This window comes from Tahibacter soli (assembly GCF_025717065.2).
Lineage (GTDB): Bacteria > Pseudomonadota > Gammaproteobacteria > Xanthomonadales > Rhodanobacteraceae > Tahibacter > Tahibacter soli.
Genome location: NZ_JAOVZO020000003.1, coordinates 1 through 18,453, shown reverse-complemented (window position 1 = coordinate 18,453; position 18,453 = coordinate 1). Strand labels below are relative to the sequence as shown.

At 69.0% G+C, this 18,453-nt stretch carries 13 protein-coding genes; 3 read left to right on the top strand and 10 right to left on the bottom strand.

From position 1 onward, the window contains the following. Positions 1–34: 34 nt before the first annotated feature. From OD750_RS02490 to OD750_RS02445, 10 genes are all read right to left on the bottom strand, one after another. Positions 35–5,002: a beta strand repeat-containing protein gene (locus tag OD750_RS02490; RefSeq protein WP_263545831.1), complete on the bottom strand. Its 4,968-nt coding sequence runs from the start codon at positions 5,000–5,002 to the stop codon at positions 35–37. 10 nt (positions 5,003–5,012) lie between these two features. After that, positions 5,013–5,723: a hypothetical protein gene (locus OD750_RS02485; protein WP_263545830.1), complete on the bottom strand. Its 711-nt coding sequence runs from the start codon at positions 5,721–5,723 to the stop codon at positions 5,013–5,015. Positions 5,724–5,993: 270 nt separating this feature from the next. Continuing rightward, complete coding sequence (locus OD750_RS02480; RefSeq protein WP_263545829.1) at positions 5,994–6,110, bottom strand: putative Ig domain-containing protein; 117 nt, start codon at positions 6,108–6,110, stop codon at positions 5,994–5,996. 58 nt (positions 6,111–6,168) lie between these two features. After that, on the bottom strand, positions 6,169–6,723 hold the full coding sequence (locus OD750_RS02475; RefSeq protein ID WP_263545828.1) for a methylated-DNA--[protein]-cysteine S-methyltransferase: 555 nt from the start codon (positions 6,721–6,723) through the stop codon (positions 6,169–6,171). Beyond that, complete coding sequence (locus OD750_RS02470; RefSeq protein WP_263545827.1) at positions 6,720–7,070, bottom strand: VOC family protein; 351 nt, start codon at positions 7,068–7,070, stop codon at positions 6,720–6,722. The genes OD750_RS02475 and OD750_RS02470 overlap by 4 nt, the downstream gene beginning before the upstream one ends. 32 nt (positions 7,071–7,102) lie before the next feature. Beyond that, positions 7,103–7,954 carry an AraC family transcriptional regulator gene (locus tag OD750_RS02465; RefSeq protein WP_263545826.1) on the bottom strand — a complete coding sequence of 284 codons (852 nt, stop codon included), beginning with the start codon at positions 7,952–7,954 and terminating at the stop codon, positions 7,103–7,105. Between the two features lie 421 nt (positions 7,955–8,375). After that, positions 8,376–9,311 carry a transporter family protein gene (locus OD750_RS02460; protein ID WP_263545825.1) on the bottom strand — a complete coding sequence of 312 codons (936 nt, stop codon included), beginning with the start codon at positions 9,309–9,311 and terminating at the stop codon, positions 8,376–8,378. Between the two features lie 707 nt (positions 9,312–10,018). Beyond that, positions 10,019–12,061 (bottom strand): SCO family protein, encoded by a 2,043-nt coding sequence (locus OD750_RS02455; RefSeq protein ID WP_263545824.1) that lies wholly within the window; start codon positions 12,059–12,061, stop codon positions 10,019–10,021. 13 nt (positions 12,062–12,074) lie between these two features. Then, entirely contained in the window at positions 12,075–14,261 is a 2,187-nt protein-coding gene (locus tag OD750_RS02450) for an SCO family protein (RefSeq protein ID WP_263545823.1), read from the bottom strand. Next, complete coding sequence (locus OD750_RS02445; protein WP_263545822.1) at positions 14,258–16,120, bottom strand: multicopper oxidase family protein; 1,863 nt, start codon at positions 16,118–16,120, stop codon at positions 14,258–14,260. The genes OD750_RS02450 and OD750_RS02445 overlap by 4 nt, the downstream gene beginning before the upstream one ends. Before the next feature lie 223 nt (positions 16,121–16,343). On the opposite strand from OD750_RS02445, the gene OD750_RS02440 reads away from it, so the two are divergent. The 3 genes from OD750_RS02440 to OD750_RS02430 are packed head-to-tail and all read left to right on the top strand — an operon-like array spanning position 16,344 to position 18,437. Then, positions 16,344–16,898, top strand: a complete 555-nt coding sequence (locus tag OD750_RS02440) for a hypothetical protein (RefSeq protein WP_263545821.1) — start codon at positions 16,344–16,346, stop codon at positions 16,896–16,898. Positions 16,899–16,927: 29 nt separating this feature from the next. Then, on the top strand, positions 16,928–17,341 hold the full coding sequence (locus OD750_RS02435) for a hypothetical protein (protein WP_263545820.1): 414 nt from the start codon (positions 16,928–16,930) through the stop codon (positions 17,339–17,341). A 13-nt stretch (positions 17,342–17,354) separates the two neighbouring features. Continuing rightward, on the top strand, positions 17,355–18,437 hold the full coding sequence (locus tag OD750_RS02430; protein ID WP_263545819.1) for a hypothetical protein: 1,083 nt from the start codon (positions 17,355–17,357) through the stop codon (positions 18,435–18,437). Positions 18,438–18,453: the final 16 nt, after the last annotated feature.

Here is an 18,453-nt window from a genome sequence, read left to right as displayed (position 1 = left end):
GCCGTCGGGGGAGAGGGTTCAAGCGCTCGCCGCCTTACTTCGTCCGCAGAATCGCCGTGCGGATCTGCGCCGTCGGCGTGCCGCCGCTCTGCGTCAGCGTCACGGTGGCCACCTGGCCGGCCGCGATGCCGAAGCGCTGATAGCTCGCGCCGCCACCCGGGCCGAGCGCGAACGGCTGCGCGACGGCGTTCGTCAGCGGCAGCACCGCCAGCGGGAAGCCGCCGAGGCCGCCGTAGACCGATCGGTAGTTCCACGACGGCGCCATGTACGCCGGCGCGATGCCGGCGACGGCATCGTCGGCGTACATCGCTACCAGGAAGTCGCGCGTCCAGTCCTCGATCGACACGTTCATCGCGGCCTGCAGATTGGCGATGCCGACGTTGCTCGTGTTGACCAGCGCATTGAGCAGCGCCGCGTCGCCGGTGTTCTTGCGGTCGAGCATGTAGCGCAGGAAGGTGAACGTGACGGTGTACTGCCGCGTGACGACGTCGTGGCGCGTCGGCGTCGTGCTCGCCGAATACGCGGGCTGCCGCAGCGGCCCGGCGCGCCGGTTTCCGTTCGTACTGTTCAGTTGATAGAAGTAGTCGCGCATCGCCCCGAACATCGGGTTCTGGTGCATGTTGAAGTCGCGCACGCGCAGCGACGCGAACGGGCCGGTCGTGAGCGACGACAGCTGGCTGTTGCCGCGCGGCGCGAGGCCGGCCGATGCGTTGAAGAACACGAGCTCCTGCATCGCGTAGGCGATGCCCTCGTCGAGCCAGGTTTCCTCGAACGGCGCCGCGCCGTTCATGTACAGGCGACGCGCGGCATTGGTGAGGTGCGCGTAGTGGTGCGCCAGCGCCGGCATCGCGAGCTGGTAGAGGCTCGACACCGTGCGCACGTTCGAGTTGATCACGCCCGTCGGATCGGGCACGGGCAGATAGAGGATCTCGCCCTCGTTGCTGCCGCCGCAGCTCGCCGACGAGAACAGGTCGCGCGGCTGGAACAGGCCCTGTGCGCCCGCGGTCGCCGCCGGACTCAGTGCGTTCATCGTCCTCGTGAAGAACACGATCACGCCTTCGTTGAGGTCGACGTCGGTCAACGCGCCGAAGTTCGCGGCCGCCAGATCCATCGCGCCGGTGAACAGCAGCGGCGGCGTCGCGGTGGCATCGATCGATCCTTGCGGCGTCGACTGCAGGCCGGCGGCGGAACTGGCCGGCTTGACGAACGAATCGACGAAATTCTGGAAATCGATGGTCTGGTAGCCGCCGGCGATCGCCGGTACCCAGACGCCGCTGCCGACCGCCGTCTCGACGACTTCCTGCACCGCATACAGATGCTGCAGGCCGGCCGACGGCGGCGACACCGCCTCGACGCGTCCCTTGCGGATGCTCGGCGCGGCGCCGCAGCTGCCGATCGTCGCGTTGAGGTCGATCAGCTGGCCGACCGTGAGCGGCCCGCCGCCGCCGCGCGCCGGCACGAGGTCGGAAAGGTCGTGCGGACGATCGAACGCCGGCGGCGATTCGACCGCATGCGGCTCGGCGTCGGCGGTCGGCGCGTCAACGTCGTCGAGCGGCGCGAGCGTGACGCCGCCGCCGTTGCCGGGCCGCGGCGCCGGAGGACCGCTGACGCCCTGGATGTTGTTCGCTACGACGCTCATCGCCGCGTCGGTCGACGCCGAGAAGTTGATCGGGATGTAGGTGTATTCGGTATCGATGCCCGCGCCGTTCGAGATGCAGATGTCGGCGCCGCCCGGCATCTCGCCGTTGGCGACTTCGCCGACGGCCAGCACGAGGCACGCGGTGACGGTCATGCTCTGCTGCACCTGCGGCGCCGCTGCCCAGTTCGTGTCGCCGGCCTGGTCGGCGTTGATCGTGCAGGTGCCGGCGGTGTGGAACGTGACGACGTCGCCGGCGATCGCGCAGACCGCGCTCGACGCCGCGTCGATCGTGAACGCAGGCAGGAGGCCGGACGTCGCGGTCGCGGCAACGGTGTACGTGCCGCCGGTGACCGCCGTCGCGGGCGGCGTCGACGTGAACGCCACGGTCTGCGAGCCGCGCGCGACCGCGAACGACTGCTGCGCCTGCGGCGCGGCTGCCCAGCTCACGTCGCCGGCCTGGTTCGCGTTGATCGTGCAGGTGCCCGCGCCGATGATCGTGACGGTGTCGCCGGCGATCGTGCAGACCGAGGCGGACGCCGCGTCGATCGAGAACGTCACGGTGAAGGTCGACGTCGCGCTCGCCGCAACGGTGTAGGTGCCCGCGCTGCCGAACGTGGCGCCGGCCGGCGCGGTCGAGGTGAACGTGATCGTCTGCGGCCGCTTGCTGACCGCAAAGCTCTGCTGCACCGGCGGCGCGGCGTTCCAGTTCGCGTTGCCGGCCTGGTTCGCGTTGATGGCGCAGGTGCCTTCGCCGATGAACGACACCGTGGAACCGGCGATCGTACACACCCCGCCCGACGCCCCGTTGATCGTCAGCGTCACCGGCAGGCCGGACGTCGCCGTCGCCGTGACGGTGTACGTCCCGGCGCCGATCGTGGCGCCGGTCGGCGCGGTCGAGGTGAAGGTGATCGTTTGCGACGCACGCGCGACCGCGAAGGTCTGCTGCACCTGCGGCGCCGCGTTCCAGTTCGTGTCGCCGGCCTGGTTCGCGTTGACGACGCAGGTGCCGGCACCGATGAACGACACGGTGGAGCCGGCGATCGCGCACACGGCGCTCGCCGACGCGTCGATCGCGAACGCCACCGGCAGGCCCGACGTCGCGGTCGCGCTGACCGTGTAGGTCGGCCCGCCGAACGTCGCGCCGATCGGCGCGGTCGAGGTGAACGTGATCGTCTGCGACGCACGCGCGACCGCGAAGCTCTGCTGCGCCTGCGGTGCCGCGTTCCAGTTTGCGTTGCCGGCCTGGTTCGCGTTGATCGTGCAGCTGCCCGCGCCGGTGAACGACACGGCGGCACCCGCGATCGTGCAGACGCCGCTCGACGCCGCATCGATGGTGAACGCTACCGGCAGGCCCGAACTCGCGGTCGCCGTGACCGTATACGTCGCGCCGCCGAACGTCGCGCCGGTCGGCGCGGTCGACGTGAACGTGATCGTCTGCGACGCACGCGCGACCGTGAAGCTCTGCTGCGCTTGGGGCGCCGCGTTCCAGTTCGCGTTGCCGGCCTGGTTCGCGTTGATCGTGCAGGTGCCGGCGCCGGTGAACGACACGGTGGCACCGGCGATCGAACACACCGCGTTCGACGCCGCGTCGATCGTGAACGTCACGGGCAGGCCCGAACTCGCGGTCGCGGTGACCGTGTAGGTCGCACCGCCGAACGTCGCACCGGTCGGCGCGGTCGAGGTAAACGTGATCGTCTGCGACGCCTTCGCGACCGTGAAGCTCTGCTGCGCTTGCGGCGCGGGGTTCCAGTTCGCGTCGCCGGCCTGGTTCGCGTTGATGGTGCAGGTACCGGTGCCGGTGAACGACACCGTCGAACCGGCGATCGCGCACACGGCGCTCGACGACGCGTCGATCGTCAACGTCACCGGCAGACCCGATGTCGCGGTCGCGGTGACGGTGTACGTCGCACCGCCGAACGTCGCGGCGGCCGGCGCCGTCGACGTGAACGTGATGGTCTGCGAGGCTTTGCCGACCGCGAAACTCTGCTGCGCCTGCGGCGCGGCATTCCAGTTGGCGTTGCCGGCCTGGTTCGCGTTGACGACGCAGGTGCCGGCGCCGGTGAAGCTGACCGTGCTGCCGGCGATCGTGCAGACCGACGCGGCCGATGCGTCGATTGCGAACGTCACCGTCAGGCCCGAGGTCGCGGTCGCCGCGACGGCGTACGTCGCGCCGCCGAACGTCGCGGCCGTCGGCGCGGTCGACGTGAACGTGATCGCCTGATTGCCGGTGCCGACCGCGACGTTCTGCTGCGCTTGCGGCGCGGCATTCCAGTTCGCGTTGCCGGCCTGGTTCGCGTTGATCATGCAGGTGCCGTTGCCGACGAACGACACGGTCGTGCCGGCGAGCGTGCAGACGGCGCCGGACGCCGCGTCGATCGCGAACGTCACGGGGAGGCCCGACGTTGCCGTTGCCGCGACGCTGTAGGTCGCGCCGCCGACGACGGCGCCGGCCGGCGCGGTCGAGGTGAACGTCACCGATTGATCGGCACGGCCGACGGCGAAGCTCTGCTGCGCCTGCGGCGCCGGGTTCCAGTTCGCGTTGCCGGCCTGGTTCGCGTTGATCGTGCAGGTGCCGACGCCGGTGAACGACACCGTAGTACCGGCGATCGTGCAGACGGCGCTCGACGACGCGTCGATCGCGTACGCGACCGGCAGCGCCGACGTCGCGGTTGCCGCGACGGTGTACGTCGCGCCGTTGAACGCCGCGTTCGACGGCGCGATCGACGTGAACGCGATCGTCTGGTCGGCGCGGCCGACGGCGACGCTTTGCTGCGTCTGCGGCGCGGCGGTCCAGTTGGCATCGCCGGACTGGTTCGCGTTGATCGTGCAGGTGCCGGGCGACTGGAACGTGACGCTGCTACCGGCGATCGCGCAGACGCCGCTCGACGCGGCATCGATCGCGAACGTCACCGGCAGGCCCGACGTGGCGGTTGCGGCGACCGCGTACGGCGCGCCGCCGACCGTTGCGGCCGGCGCGGTCGTCGTGAACGCGATCGTCTGCGCGCCTTGCGCGACGGCGAGCGCATACGTACGACCGCCGCCGCAGCCGAGGGCGTCGACCGCGGTCACGGTGACGAGATAGTTGCCGGCCTGCGTCGGCGTGCCGGACCAGTCGGCACTCGCCGCGCCGGTAGTCGCGAACGCAAGGCCGCTGTTGGACGGCAGCCCGCTCGTGACGACGAATGCGAACGCCTGCGCGTTGCTGTTCGCGGCCGTGAACGACTGCGCGTAGTTGGTGCCGACCGTCGCACCGGGCAGCGCCGTCGCGGGCGTGATGGTGGTGGTCGGACACGGCGCGGCGGCGGCGTCGAACGCGAGCGCGGCGATGAGCGCGAAGGTCGCGCGGTGCAGATAGCGATGCATGGCGCGCCCCTTACTCGACGTCGAATCGGATCAGCGAAACCGGCGTCGTGCTGTTCGGCACGACGACGAAGTGGTCGAGGTTCAGCGCGTACTCCGACTGGGTCGGCTGCCCCGGGCCCTGCAGCAGGTACCCGCGAATCTGCAGGCTCGCGGCCGTCACCGGCGCGTCGTTCGGCACGAAGTGGTTGTCGGCGAGCCGGTACCACGTCGCCGCCGACAGGTTCGACGCGGAGAGCGACTGGATCTGCGTGCCGCCCGAGAGGAAGCCCGCGCAGCCGGCGCCGGAGAACAGGCGTACCTCGACGGTCGCGACCGTCGCGCCGTCGAGCATCGCCGGCGAGGGTACGAAGTACGCCATGCCGTAGTTCAGGAACTGGATGCTCGTGGGCGTCGCGAAGTCGAAGCACTGCGCCATGCCGGACTTGGCGTTCGGCAGCGTCGGCGTCATCCGCACGCGTGCCGAGCCCGAGGTCGGCGCGCCGTTGACGTCGGGCGGCGACTCCCACGCCGGTGCCGCGCCGCCGCCGACCGGATCGGGCGCGCCCGACACGAACGCACTCCACGGCGGCAGTTGCGCATCCAGATGCGGATTCGGAACGAGCGTCTGCGCGTTGAGCGCGGGTACCGCGACGAGAAAAAACGACGCGATCGCACCGGCGGCGACGCGCGAACGCGCGGCGCGAGCGAGGCGATTCGCGCGCGCGCGAACGACATGCTGCATGGCTGACCCCTGGTGTACCGGCTTCGTGGTGCCGAGTCCGTTGTGCGTGAACGACGGCTCGATGCATCCCTTCGCCGTACGAAAGCGTACGGAGTCTACGTGATGGACTTCACGTTTTATCGGCCAATGCGCTTTTTTTGTTCGCGCGCGCCGTTTCTTTGCCGTTCGGCAATGTCCCGATAGGACAGCACATCGCTTTACGCTATACGTACCTTACGCCCGCAAGACACCGTTGAAATTTTCACCCGGATTTTTTCCGGCCGCACCCGCCTACGTCGGCATCGACACGACGAGCGTATACGTGCGCCCGCCGGTACAGCCGGCCGCGTCGGTCGCCGCGATCGTCACGACGTAGGTGCCGACCTGCGTCGGCGATCCCGACAGCATCGCCGACGTCGCACTCGTCGCCGAAATTTCGGGGACGGTCCTGTCAAAAGAACGCGGTCTACGCGAACAGATCGCCGTGGCCCGGCGCGCCTTCGATCGCGAGCAGCTTCGTCTTCGTCACGACGCCGCCGTGCGCCGAGAACCCGCCGAGCGCGCCGCCGACCGCGAGCACGCGGTGGCACGGCACGATCAGCGGACACGGATTGCGGCCCATCGCCCGCCCGACGTCGCGCGCCGCGTTGCGTTCGCCGAGCCGCTCGGCGATTTCGCCGTAGGTCAGCGTCGTGCCGGGCGCGATCGTGCGCGCCACATCGTAGACGCGCCGCTCGAACGGCGTCGCGCCCGACAGGTCGAGCGGGATCGCCGAAAGGTCGGCGCGCGCGCCGGACAACAGCGCGACGAGCGCATCGATCGCCGATTGCACGCCGCGCGGCGGCACGGTCTCGACGGCACCGCGATGGCGCCGTTCGATGCGCGCGCGCGTCGCCGCGGCATCCGCTTCGGGCAGGTGGGTACTGACGACGGCCGCCCCGACGACGCCGGTCGCGCGCCACGCGATGCCGCAGACGCCGATCGGCGTATCGAACAAGGCGTAGCGCGTGGGCCCCGTCATTCCATGAACACCGCTTCGACGTTGTTGCCGTCGGGGTCGATCAGGAACGCGGCGTAGTAGTTCGACGCATAGTCGGCGCGCACGCCGGCGCCGCCGTTGTCGCGACCGCCGGCCGCGATGCCGGCGGCGTAGAAGCGGTCGACCGCATCGCGCGAGGCGGCGCGAAACGCGACGTGCACGCCGGGCCCTCGTGCGTTCGCATCGTGGTACAGCCACAGGCCGGGATTGCCGGGCGGGCCGAATCCGGCGCCGTCGGCGGCCACATGGCCGAGCGGCGCGAGCGCCGCGGTGTAGAACCGCGTGCTGGCGTCGAGGTTTTTGACGTGCAGGCCGATATGGTCGTACATGGGAAGGCTCCGGTCGGGTGTGAACACGGAGGTCAGCTTAGACGCGCGGCGCGCAGGCGTTCTTGGAAAATCTTGCTGTCGCCGCGCGAGGCGCGCCGGAAACGCAGCGGCGGCACGCCGGCCGCGGCGCGGAAGCGGCGTACGAAGTTCGACACGTCGGCGAAGCCGACGTCGTAGGCCACGTCGGTGACCGAACCTGCGTCGTCGGCGAGCAGCCGCGCGGCGTGGCGCAGGCGCGCGCGCAAGAGGTACTGGTGCGGCGTCACGCCGATCACGCGGTTGAACACGCGCAGGAAGTGAAACGGACTCAGACCCGCCTCGTTCGCGGCACGCGCGAGATCGACCGGTTCGTGCGAATGCGCGGCGAGCCACAAAGCGGCTTCAACCGCACGGCGACGCTCGTGCGGCTGCGCGTGGACGGCGGCGCGGCGATGGTCGGTGGCGACGTCGACGAAGCGCGCGGCGAACAGCAGGCCGGCTTCGTCGAGACCGATGTCGCTGCGCCCGTCGGCGGCGGCCTGCGCGAGCTCGCCGAGCACCATGAGTTCGGACAGCGGCGGCACGCTCGCGCTGCGCCACGCGGCGAACGCGTCGCCGAGGCTCGCCGCGAGTTCTGCGGAAAAGTGGAAAGAGAGGCATTCGTCGCCGCAGACGTGATGGTCGTGCGTGCACATGAATTCGTCGCCGGGATAGCCGACGAGCAGAGAACCGGCGACGAGTTCGTGCGTCTCGCCGCGCAGACGGTAGCCGAAGCTGCCGCGGCGGACGAAGGCGACGGAGTGGGAGTTGTGGAGTTCGACGTAGGGGGTGTCGTGCGGCCCCGCCTGGCAGCGGTAGTCGATGATCTTGAGGGAGGCGTCGTGGTGGAGGAGCGTCACGGACATGGGGGAATTCTACGCCGGCAGGGCAACGCAAATGTTCAAATGCAAAGGTACGAACGATCTTCACGACGAGCGTGGGTTCGCCGAGCCTCGGCTGTTGCCGTTGCCGTTGCCGTTGCTTCTGGCGGCAGGAAGCCGCCCGCTCTACCTGGGCCCCGTCGGCCGCGGCGAGATCGCGGAGGATCAGCCCGAAGGGTCGCGTGCAGGGATGCACGCGAGTTCGCCGTAGGGCCAGGATGGCCCTTCGGCGAACCCCGTAGCGATCTCGCGAAGTTTGCGGGCATGGAAGCCCGCAAACCGCGGCCGTCGGGGTGTCCTTGGAGAGTGCAGAGAGAGATTGGACAACCAATCCCTCTCTGCCCGCTCGCGGCAGCGAGCGGAACGCTTTGTTCAACGCCGTGCAAAACGACGAAGCGGCAAAGCATCAACGAACAATATTCACAGCGACAGCCGGCGTGACATGTGCGGACGTATTGCGCCCACCGACAATCGCGCGCATCCCCAGCAACACCCCGACATTCGCATTGAAGTTGTACTCGACCGCCGGCGCGAGCGCGAACGACCGGCTCGACCCGAGATCGAACGTCGCCGCCGCGCCCGACGCGTCGAATCCGCGCACGCGCGTGTTGTGCGTCTGCCGATACACCGCATCGAGCGCGAGCACCCAGTGGCGCGTGATGCTGTACTCCCAGGCCGCGTTAGCGACGAAGCTCGCGCCGGGCCGCGCCGATCCGCGAAAGCCGTCCTCGGTGCCGTAGACGCTCGCATCGGTCAGGCCGACGCGATCGGAGATCGCCTTCGTCAGGTTCAGCCGCATGCGCAGGATGCGTCCGTTTGGCATCCAGAAATACGTTTGTGAATAAATCCCGATCATCGTGGTGTTCGCGCCGCTGCCGAAGCCGTCGGCGGCGCGGTCGCCGAGCTTGTCGTACTTGCCGGTCGGCAACGTCTGCTGCAGCGCGAGCGAAATCGTCGGCATCCAGTGCCCCGGCTGAAACTGCGTCAACCGATACTGCGCGGCGATCGACACGTCGCCCATGCCGATGCCGGAACTCGAGAGGCCTTCGGCGGGATCGTTGTAGCCGAACGTCGGGATCAGGCTCAGCGACAAGGTGTCGGTGACGCCGTAGGTCATATACGTCAGCGAGCCGTAACCGTGCGAGCGCTTCGTGCCGTGCCGGTTGCCGTCGCGGTCGAACGCGCCGTTCGTGCGCACGTCGTACAGATACGGTTCGATGAGGTAGTGCCCGCGCGGCAGCGTCGAGGCGGAATTCGCGAGCATCGGACCGGTCCACCAGGCGTCGCCGAGCGACTGGCGCTGGGGTTCGTCGGCGTGCGCCGGGAAAGTTGCAGAAAGCATCAAAAGCAGCGTTCGAATCTTCATGGTCGTCGGCGTCGTCGCGAAGCGGTCGAGGTTAAGGCGGCAGCCGGGCAGCCTGGGTGCACCGCTTGCCGTTTGCGAGGACCACTTGCGCGCGCGATGCGCGCGAAGTGGTATTCAGGACACGGTTTGCGGGTTGGCGGCGACGATGGTGACGGCGCGCGGGTACGGCGGCCATCCGGTTGTTGCGGTGGATGAGAGCACGCGTTGCGGGGGCGGGGCTGTCGGAATCTTTAGCGGCAAGCATGGCAACCGTTTTGGTAACCGCCGCGCTCCAAGCTCGTCATTCCGGCGGAGGCCCACTGCTGTCCGGAATAAATGTGCACAGTGCCGGCGAGTGTGTTTTTCTGTCGGCACAACGAAGACCTCGGCGTCGCCCCCTCACCCAACCCTCTCCCCCAAGCAAGCTTGGAGGAGAGGGCTAAAGCGGCGCGACGCTTGAATCCTCGGCTCCTTCTCCCCCAACCGCGTTGGGGGAGAAGGCTGGGAAGAGGGGGCGACGCGCATGATCTCATGGAGGTTTGGTTTTCGTCGCTACCGTGAGGCTCAACGAGGTTCGCAAGACAAGTCGCGACCTGTCGTGTAAGCCGATACATCAAGCAGGGCGCCGGTTTTCCGTTGTCCTTCATAAATAACCCGGACGGCAGTGGGCCTCCGCCGGGGGACGAACGAAGAGCAAGAGAGCGTCAAAGCCCGGATCGGACGGCGGTGCTCGCCCTCGCCTCGTCGCCATACCCCACGAACCGGCACCGCTTCGCCGCCACGCGCTGCCCCGGCCCCAGCGACAGCGCCGGATACGGCCCCGGGTTCGGCACGAGTTCCGCCTCGCGTTCGATCGTTTCGATGAAGAGCTCGCGCGACCACCGGTCGAGCAGTTGCGCAACCGCCGACTCCGTCGCGCTCATGACGTAGTACGTCGCCAGTCTCGTCGCTTCGGCGTCGCCCGCCGCGCCGTGCGAGCGCAGCCACGCGCGTGCGCGGTACGCGTGCGGCAGCGCGTCGCCGCTCGCCTCGCGGTCGATCAGCACGGTCTTGTCGCGCAGCTCGGCCGGCCACGCCGCGATCGCATCGCCCGCCAGCGCGCGAGAAACGTAGATATGGTCGAGCCGCTTGAAAGCGGCGAGCTTCGTTGCGGATCTGCGCAATGCTTCATCGCCCAGCCACAGCACGACCGTCGTCGATCCGCCTTCGTCGCGCCAGCGATCGACCGGCACCGGAACGCTCGTGCCGGCCAGCGCATCGCGCAGCGCCGCCGCCGGCACGCTGCCGCGGCGATCCGCCGACGCGATCTGCACGAGCCGGTCGCCTTCGCGCCACGCCGCCGCGAGATGCGCGGCCAACTCGCGCGCTTCGAGCGGCAGCCCGCCCGACAGGTACACGCTGTAGTCGCCGTGCTCGTCCGCGGGCACGTCGGTCAGCGCGAATACGCACGGCACGCGCTGCGTTTCGCAGAACGCGTGTACCGGCCGCCAGTCGCCGTCGCCGGTGCCGCCGAGCAGCGCGAATACCGGACGCTCGCGATAACGCGCCGCAAGCTGCGCGGACCATTGCGACGCATCGCCGGTCAACGTCCACACGTCGAGCGTCCATGTGCGGTTCGCGTCGGGCAGGTCGTCTTCGTAGCCCATCGGATTCGGCGGTCGCGCAGCGCGGCGCGCGACGTCGGCGTTGCGCTGCGCGAGCCACGCGCGCATCACCGCGAGCATCGCGTCGCGCCTGCCGGTATCGACGTCGCCGGCAACGATCGTCGCGAAATGGATTTCCTTGTCGTCGACGCCCGGCGCCGCCCGCGCCGACAGCGTCGCGAGATACGCCAGGAGATTCGCCTGGTCGGCCGCGGCGAGCGCATAGCGCGGCATCGGCGCGTCGAACGCGCGGCCGTCGCCGCCGACACCGTCCGCCAGTGCCCTCGCCAGCGTCGCCGTCGTGTACGGCGCACGCGCCGTCGCCGCGCGCAGACGCGTCATCGCGTCGAGCGACAGCTGCTCCTGATACATCGCGCGAAAGCGGTCGACGCGGCGCGGCTCGTGCGCGGCGAACAGCGATGCCGCGTCGATCGGCGGTACGAACGTGCGGCCTTCGACCCCGCCGTAGCCGCTCGCGCGATGGCACGCCCCGCACGCGGCCGACGCGCCGGTCAGCACGGCGCCGCCGGGCGCGCGCGCGGCGAGCCCATCGCCCGACGCGAGCACGCCGTCGCGGTACAGGCGCCGTCCGAGCGCGGCATCGCCCGCGACGCTTGCCGCATCGACGATATCGGCCGCCGCAAACGCGCCTTCGAGCCGCGTCCACGCGTCTTGCGGCCACGCGCGCACGAACGTCAGCGGCCGATGCCGCATCTTGCTGCCGTCGTATGCGTCGAACGCGCGCTGCACCGCCACGATGTCGTCGGCACTGCCCGTGAGAAACCGCCAGCCGTCGCCGGCGCCGTGTTGCTTCGCGTACGCGGCGAGCCGCGGCGGCGTGTCCTCGTCGGGATCGATCGACACCGATACGACACGCAGCGCCGGCATCGCGCGGCGCGCTGCCGCCGCGGTCTGCGTCAGCACCGGGCAGATCGTGCCGCAGGTGGTAAAAATGAACTGCACGGCAACGGGCTCGGGCCCCGCAAGCGCGTCGCGCAGCGCGACACGCTTGCCGCCGGCGTCGACGAGCGTCACGGCCGGCACGTCGACCGCGACCGTCATACGCGTCGCGTCCCCGGCGAACGCCGCGGCGGCGAACAGCATCGCCGCGATCGCGCTAGTGAATCGAAAAAATCGCGACATCGTGATGCGTCGGGTCGAACTGATAGAACCGCAGCCGCCGCGACGGATCGGCGTTGAGCGTCAGATTCACGCGGTGGCGGCCGAGCGTATCTTCGTGGCCCTTGCGCGGCGTCGCCGGCGGCACGCGCACCGGCTGCGCCACATTGATATTGATATACGCACGGCCGAACGTGAACCAGCAGCCCGAGCCGCCGACGCGCACCGACGACTTGAACTGGTTCTCCCATCCTCGCCCGCCGCCGAAGTCGACGTTCATGTAGCGATGGTCGTAGTAGTCGCCGTTGAGCAGCGTGATTTTTATCGGCGTGCCGCGCGACTGGTATTTGGCGAACGTCGTCGCCGCGCCGTCGGTGAACTGGCCGTGGATCGTGTTGTTCGCATAGAACAGGGTGAGGTCGGCGTCCGGATCGATCTTCACGTCGCGTGGCAGGCGCGTGCGGTCCTTGTAGTCGTCGAACGCGACGCGCATGTCGGCCACCTGCGCGACGACGCGCTTCCAGTCGCGCGCCGCCGCGCTCCTGCGCGCGTCGCGCAGGAGCCGCCAGAGGACTTTCGGCGGCGCGCGGTCGCCGATCTTCGCGATCGCCGCGAGCTTCGCCGCCTCGCTCGCGCGCGGGTTTTCGCCGAACACGTCGGCTTCCCACCGATACAGATCCTTGCCGTCGACCACCTTCAGGCGGTTCTCGGTCACCTGCGCGCGCGGCGCATGCCAGCGCCAGCCCCACGTGTACGTGAGGCTCCAGTATTTCGCCGGCGCCATCTTCACCTTGAGAACGGTGCGCGTGCCCTCGTCCATCGGAAAGAACGTCTGGTCCATGCCGACGTTCGGCCGTCCGAATTCGCCGGGCTTCGGTCCGCTCGGCGCGTCGTCGTAGAACGCGAACGGCGAGAAGTCGTCGCGACCGCGATCGAGCACGTCGAGCGTGTACGTGATCGTCCACGGCACGCCCTGCACGGCGCTCGGGTCGAGCATCGCGGTATCCGACTCGATGTGGTTGTCGTACCAGATCTGGTGCACGTTCACGTTGCCGCCGATCGTGTTGCCGTTCGCGTCGAGCACGGGTTCCACTTTTTTCAGTTTCAGCGGCCCGGTGTAGTGCAGCAGCGGAAAGCCGCTGTACGCGCGGTTCTCGATCGGATTGCCCTCGAGGATGTCGATCGCGCGGTCGATCGCGCGGCGCGCGGCGTCTTCGTCGTCGCGACCGCGCCGCGCGTCGCGCGCGACCGTGTCGATGCGGTCCAGCGCGTCGGCGAGGTCGGTGGTCGGCGAGACGCGGTCGATCGTCGTCACCACCGGCACGCCGTCGTGCAGGTTGTACGGCACGGTCGGCGTCGAAGGCAGCGTGTTGAGCATCTCCTCGCCGTTCGAATCGAACAGGTTCGTGTAGATCGTCGGCAACAGGTTCGTGCCGGGCGGATCGACGAACGGCTGCGAGGGTTCGAACAGGCTCGCGCCGGTGACGACGGTCGTCACGTCGCCGACCGTCGTCTGCGTCGACGCGGCGAGATACGGCTGCGGGTACCGATGGCCCGAATGCGGCTCTCCGCGCGACATCGCGGGCAACAATGCGACGCAGAGCGCCGCGAGCGCGGCCGGACCGCGGCGCCGCGGCGCGCCGTGGGGCGTCCCGCGCGCGGCGAGCCACGACAGGCGTTCGGCGATCCAATCGGGTTCCGCTTTCGCCGGCACCGAGCCCCAAAGGCCGGTCGCGGGATTGCCGTAGCGCATGACGCCGCGCGAGCAGTCTTCGGCGTCGCCGCCGTGCGCGTGGCCGTGCTGGAAGAAATGCGCCTTGAGCGTCGCGAGCGCGGCCGGCTCGCCGGTCAGGAACCACCAGCCCGGCTTCGCGCCGAGACGCCTCGCGGCGTCGGCGAGCGCGCGCGGCGTGTCGCTCTGCGCGTCGGTAGTAATCGTGCAGATGTGCACATCGCGACCGAGACGTTCGCCGAGCAGCGCCTGCACGCGGGCGACGTTCGCGAGCACCGGGTAGCCCGCGTCGTCGGCGAGCGACGCGAACTGCACGAGCACGATCCTGCCGCGTGCGAGATCGTCGTGGAACAGCGCGCGGCGACCTTCGTGCGTCGTGACGACGACGTTCGGCACCGGCGTGACGCGGCAGGCGGCACCGTCGGAAAGACCGAGCCATTCGCGGCGGTTCATCGGTCGTCCTCCACCTGGTCGGCCTGCTGCGTGCCGTTCGCCGGGCGCGGCTCCAGATGCGGCGGCGCCGGCGGCGTGCCATACACCTGCCGCACCGAACGCGAACCGACGAAGCCCTTGCCGGGTTCGACGATGTCCCAGCGGATCATCATCGCGTGGTCTTCGTGCACGACGTTGTGGCAGTGCATGACGTACTTGCCCAGGAAGTCGCTGAAGCGGATGTACACCTTGATCTCGTCGCCGGGCAGGATCGTCGCGACGTCGCGGCGCTGCCCGCCCATGAACGTGTGCACGCGCGGTCGCTTGCCGTTGTCGGGGTCGAGGTTTTCGGTGAACACGTGGCGGCCGTCGACGTGATCCTGCAGCGTCGTCGGATGGATCGGCCGTCCGTTCACTTCGAGAATGATGAACTCGGTGAAGTGGCAGTGCACCGGATGCGACCAGCTGTTGCCGCCGTTGCGGATCGTCCAGATCTCGGCCGAGCCCCGCTCGACGCCCGCGTCGATGCGGTTGGGTTCGAACACCTTGCCGTTGACGGTCCACAGGCCGCCGTCGTAGTCGAACTCCCATACGCGGTGCTGCTTGACGAGGCTCATGTCGACGACCGGCAGCGGTCGCAGGCGCTTCGGCACGCGGCTCGGATCGGGGCCGGTCGCGGCCTTCACGCGAAATTCGAGGATCGGCACCGGCGGATCGAGCGTGCGGCCCGACGGCCCCTTGCCGTTCGTCTGTTCGAGGTTGTTGACGAGGTGGATCCTGTCGCCCGGCCGGTGCTGCGAGAAGTCGAGCACGACGTCCACGCGCTGCGCGACCGAGAGATAGATCTGGTCGGCGTCGATCGGCTCGGGCAGCACGTTGCCGTCGCCGGTCAGCACGCAAAAGGGTTTTCCGGTCGACAGCGCGAAGCGATAGAAGCGCGACGGTCCGCCGTTGAGCAGACGGAAGCGGTACTTGCGCGCCTCGACCTCGAAGAACGGCTGTATCTTGCGGTTGACCGTGTAGCGGTCGCCGAGAATGCCGTCGGTGTTGAACGAGTTCCAGCGCACCTGCCCGTTCTCGTCGAACAGGATGTCGTGGAAGATCAGCGGCACGTCGTAGTCGCCGCTCGGCAGGCGCCACGCGCGCGGGTTCGCATCGTTCTCGTCGCCGGAATCCTCGTCGTCGAACAAGAGGTAGAAGCCGTCGAGGCCGGCGTAGACGTTCGCCGCGGTGAAGTCCATGCGATGGTCGTGGTACCACAGCGTCGTGAGCTTCTCGCGCGGGTCCTGCCGCGCCGGGAAGTTCGCGTAGTGGTGGTCCCAGAACTCGCCGGAGTCGATCCAGTCCTGCGGCTGGCCGTCGCTTTCCGACGCCGTGTGGCCGTTGTGCAGGTGCGTCGTCGTCGACGGCAGCGCGAAGTTCACCTTCGACACGCCCACGGTCGGCAGCTCGTTGTAGCGGCGCACGAGCACGGGTTCGCCGTAGCGCGCGTGGTACGTCGGCCCGGGCGTCGAACCGTCGAAGCCCCACGATCCGCTGCCCTTGTCGTACGGCGCGTCGGGGTGGTAGCACCAGACGAATTCCTGCTCGCGGATTTCGTAGAACTTGCGCGGCAGATAATCTTTATACAATTGATGCGCGCGCGGATCGGGCGGCGGCACGAGCCGCTCTACCGGCTGCTTGATCGGCGGCACGAACAGCGGCTGCACGAACGGCCGCGCCGGCGGGCTCGGCGTTGCGAGCTCCGGCGCTTCGCCGTCGGGCGGACACAGGTACACGAGCATCGCTTTCGGGTCGGCGGCCGCGCGCGCGGCTTTCGGCAGCAGGCCGGCGCCGCTGGCGGCGATGCTCCACTTCAGGACGTCCCTGCGCAAAGGCATAGGCGATCTCCGACGTGTCCGGGCGTCCCGCAACGCACCGGATGACGAGTCATGGGGGTTTGATCGAACGCAGTGTGTGAGCCGCGCCAACGCAAGTCAAGAAATGCACTCGTTCACTCGTTGACGGCGTGACGCAGGTCGCAGACGTCGCGCGCGCCGTCGCCTTGCCGTGTGCGACGGCCGCGGTGTAGCGTCCGCGGTTTGCCGCCATGCCGGAAAGCCCATGTCCGAAGTCTTCGTCACCGCCCGACTCAACGCGAAGCTGCAGCCGATGCATCGCGGCGACCTGTTCGAAGACCCGCTGAATGAGCGGCTCGCCGCGGCCGCCTACGGCGAAGTCACGGGCGGCGGCACGCAGATGTCGCCGTCGGGCGAGGTCGAGTATGCGGACCTGGAAATTCGCCTCGATGCGGCCACGCCCGACGTGCTCGACTGGCTCGTCGCGAACCTCGAAGACCTCGGCGCGCCGAACGGCTCGCAGTTGCTCGTCGGCAACGCCCCGCCGCGCGCGTTCGGCGCCGCCGAAGGTCTGGGCGTGTATTTGAACGGCACCGACCTGCCGGACTCGGTCTACGAAAGCTGCGATTCCAACGCCGTGTACGACGCGCTCGAAAGCGCCGTCGGCGATCGCGGCCACATCTACAGCTACTGGCAGGGGCCGTCGGAGACCGCGCTGTATCTCTACGGGCCATCGTTCGACGAGATGCGCGCACTGACGGCGGCGTTTCTCGCGTCGTACCCGTTGTGCGAGCGGTGTCGCGTCGTGAAAATCGCGTAGCGTCGACGGCCGACGAACCGGGGATCGGAATGCACTGGAAGCGGATTGCCGGCTGGTCGGCGTTGATCTTCCTGTCCGCGAACGTCATCGGCTTCTGCAGCGGATTGACGATGGCGCATTGGGAAATCTACGGCGCGACGATCCAGACCGCCGTCGACAACGCGCGTCTGGTCCGGCGCACGGCGATCTTCGTCGTCGCGGCGCTGTTATACTGGCGTTTCGCACTGGGCGTCGCGAAGTACCGGTTCGCACATGTTGTCGCGGCGTTCGTCGGCTTCCAGGTGCTCGACGTCGCGCTCTCGCTGGCGACGCCGCCGCACACCGTCGAGTTCTATCCGCCGGGCCTAGCTCGCGCTTTCGCGGCGGCGTTGCTCGGCTACGGCCTGGCGATGCTGAGTCTTCGACGCTCGCCGAAGCCGGCGCCGCTCGACGGCACTCAGTGAGGGCGCGACGATCGTGAACACGACGAGTTGCAATGCCGAAGCTGCCGCGGCCCTCACGGCGAAAGCGGCCCGCCTGGATACCGCTGCCACGGCCGGAAAGAAAGGCGCCGACGAGAAGCGACGACAGGCGACCGCGCTGCGACACATCGCGGCGCTTGCCGCCGAAGGGGCCGATGCCGTTCTCGACGGACTTCGCAACGCCGATATGGCCGACGTCACCGACGACGATCGCCGCGCCGCCGCGGCGGAAATCTACTCGCTCGCCACACGCCGCCAGTCGCGCGGCATCGCAAGATCGCTCGACGCACCGTTGAAGCGCGGCTGGGAGCCGGGCGCCGACGACTTCGCACTGCCGATCCATCGCGCGACGCTGCGCGAAGCGGCCGAACTGTACGATCTCGCGAATGCGGTGCACGCCGAAGAGTACTGGGTGTATCTGAAGGGATTGCTGCTCGAACAGCTCGGCGACTACGCCGCGGCGGTACGCACGTTCGACTCGCTGACCGGCTACTACGCCGTCCCCGGCGCGCAGCAGGCCGAGCGCTCGCGACGCAAGCTCGCCGGCGGTTACGATCCGAAGGCCGCCGTCGACGCGTCGTTCGACGAACTGATCGCGCAGTTCGATCGACGCGGCGTCGATGCCGGTCCGGTTCGCGACATCAAGGAGACGCTCCTCGGCGCGCTCGCGGCTGCTCCAGGCACCGCGACCGAGACGTCGGACGACGACGGCGATGGCGATGGCGAAGGCGCGCTCGATCTCGCCGCGTTTACCGCGCAGCAGTTCGCCGAACACCTCGTGGACGGCGACTTCCGCGCCGCGCAGGCGATGCTCTCGCGCGATCTCGCCGCGATCACGGCCGACCTCCTGCAGCGCGACTACGAAGGGATGATCGAATACGCGGACGTCACCGACGGCGCCTCGATCGAGGTCTGCGTGATGTCGGCGGAGGACGACATGCCCGACATGACGCCCGCGGACCTCGGCTGGGTCTACGTCGCGATCTCCGGCGAATCGTTCAGTGAAGCCGTCACCGTCGTCGTCACGCGCGAAGACGGCGGCGCGAAAATCCGCGAACTGGAATGGGGAAGGCCCTAGCGCCGTTCGGACAGGC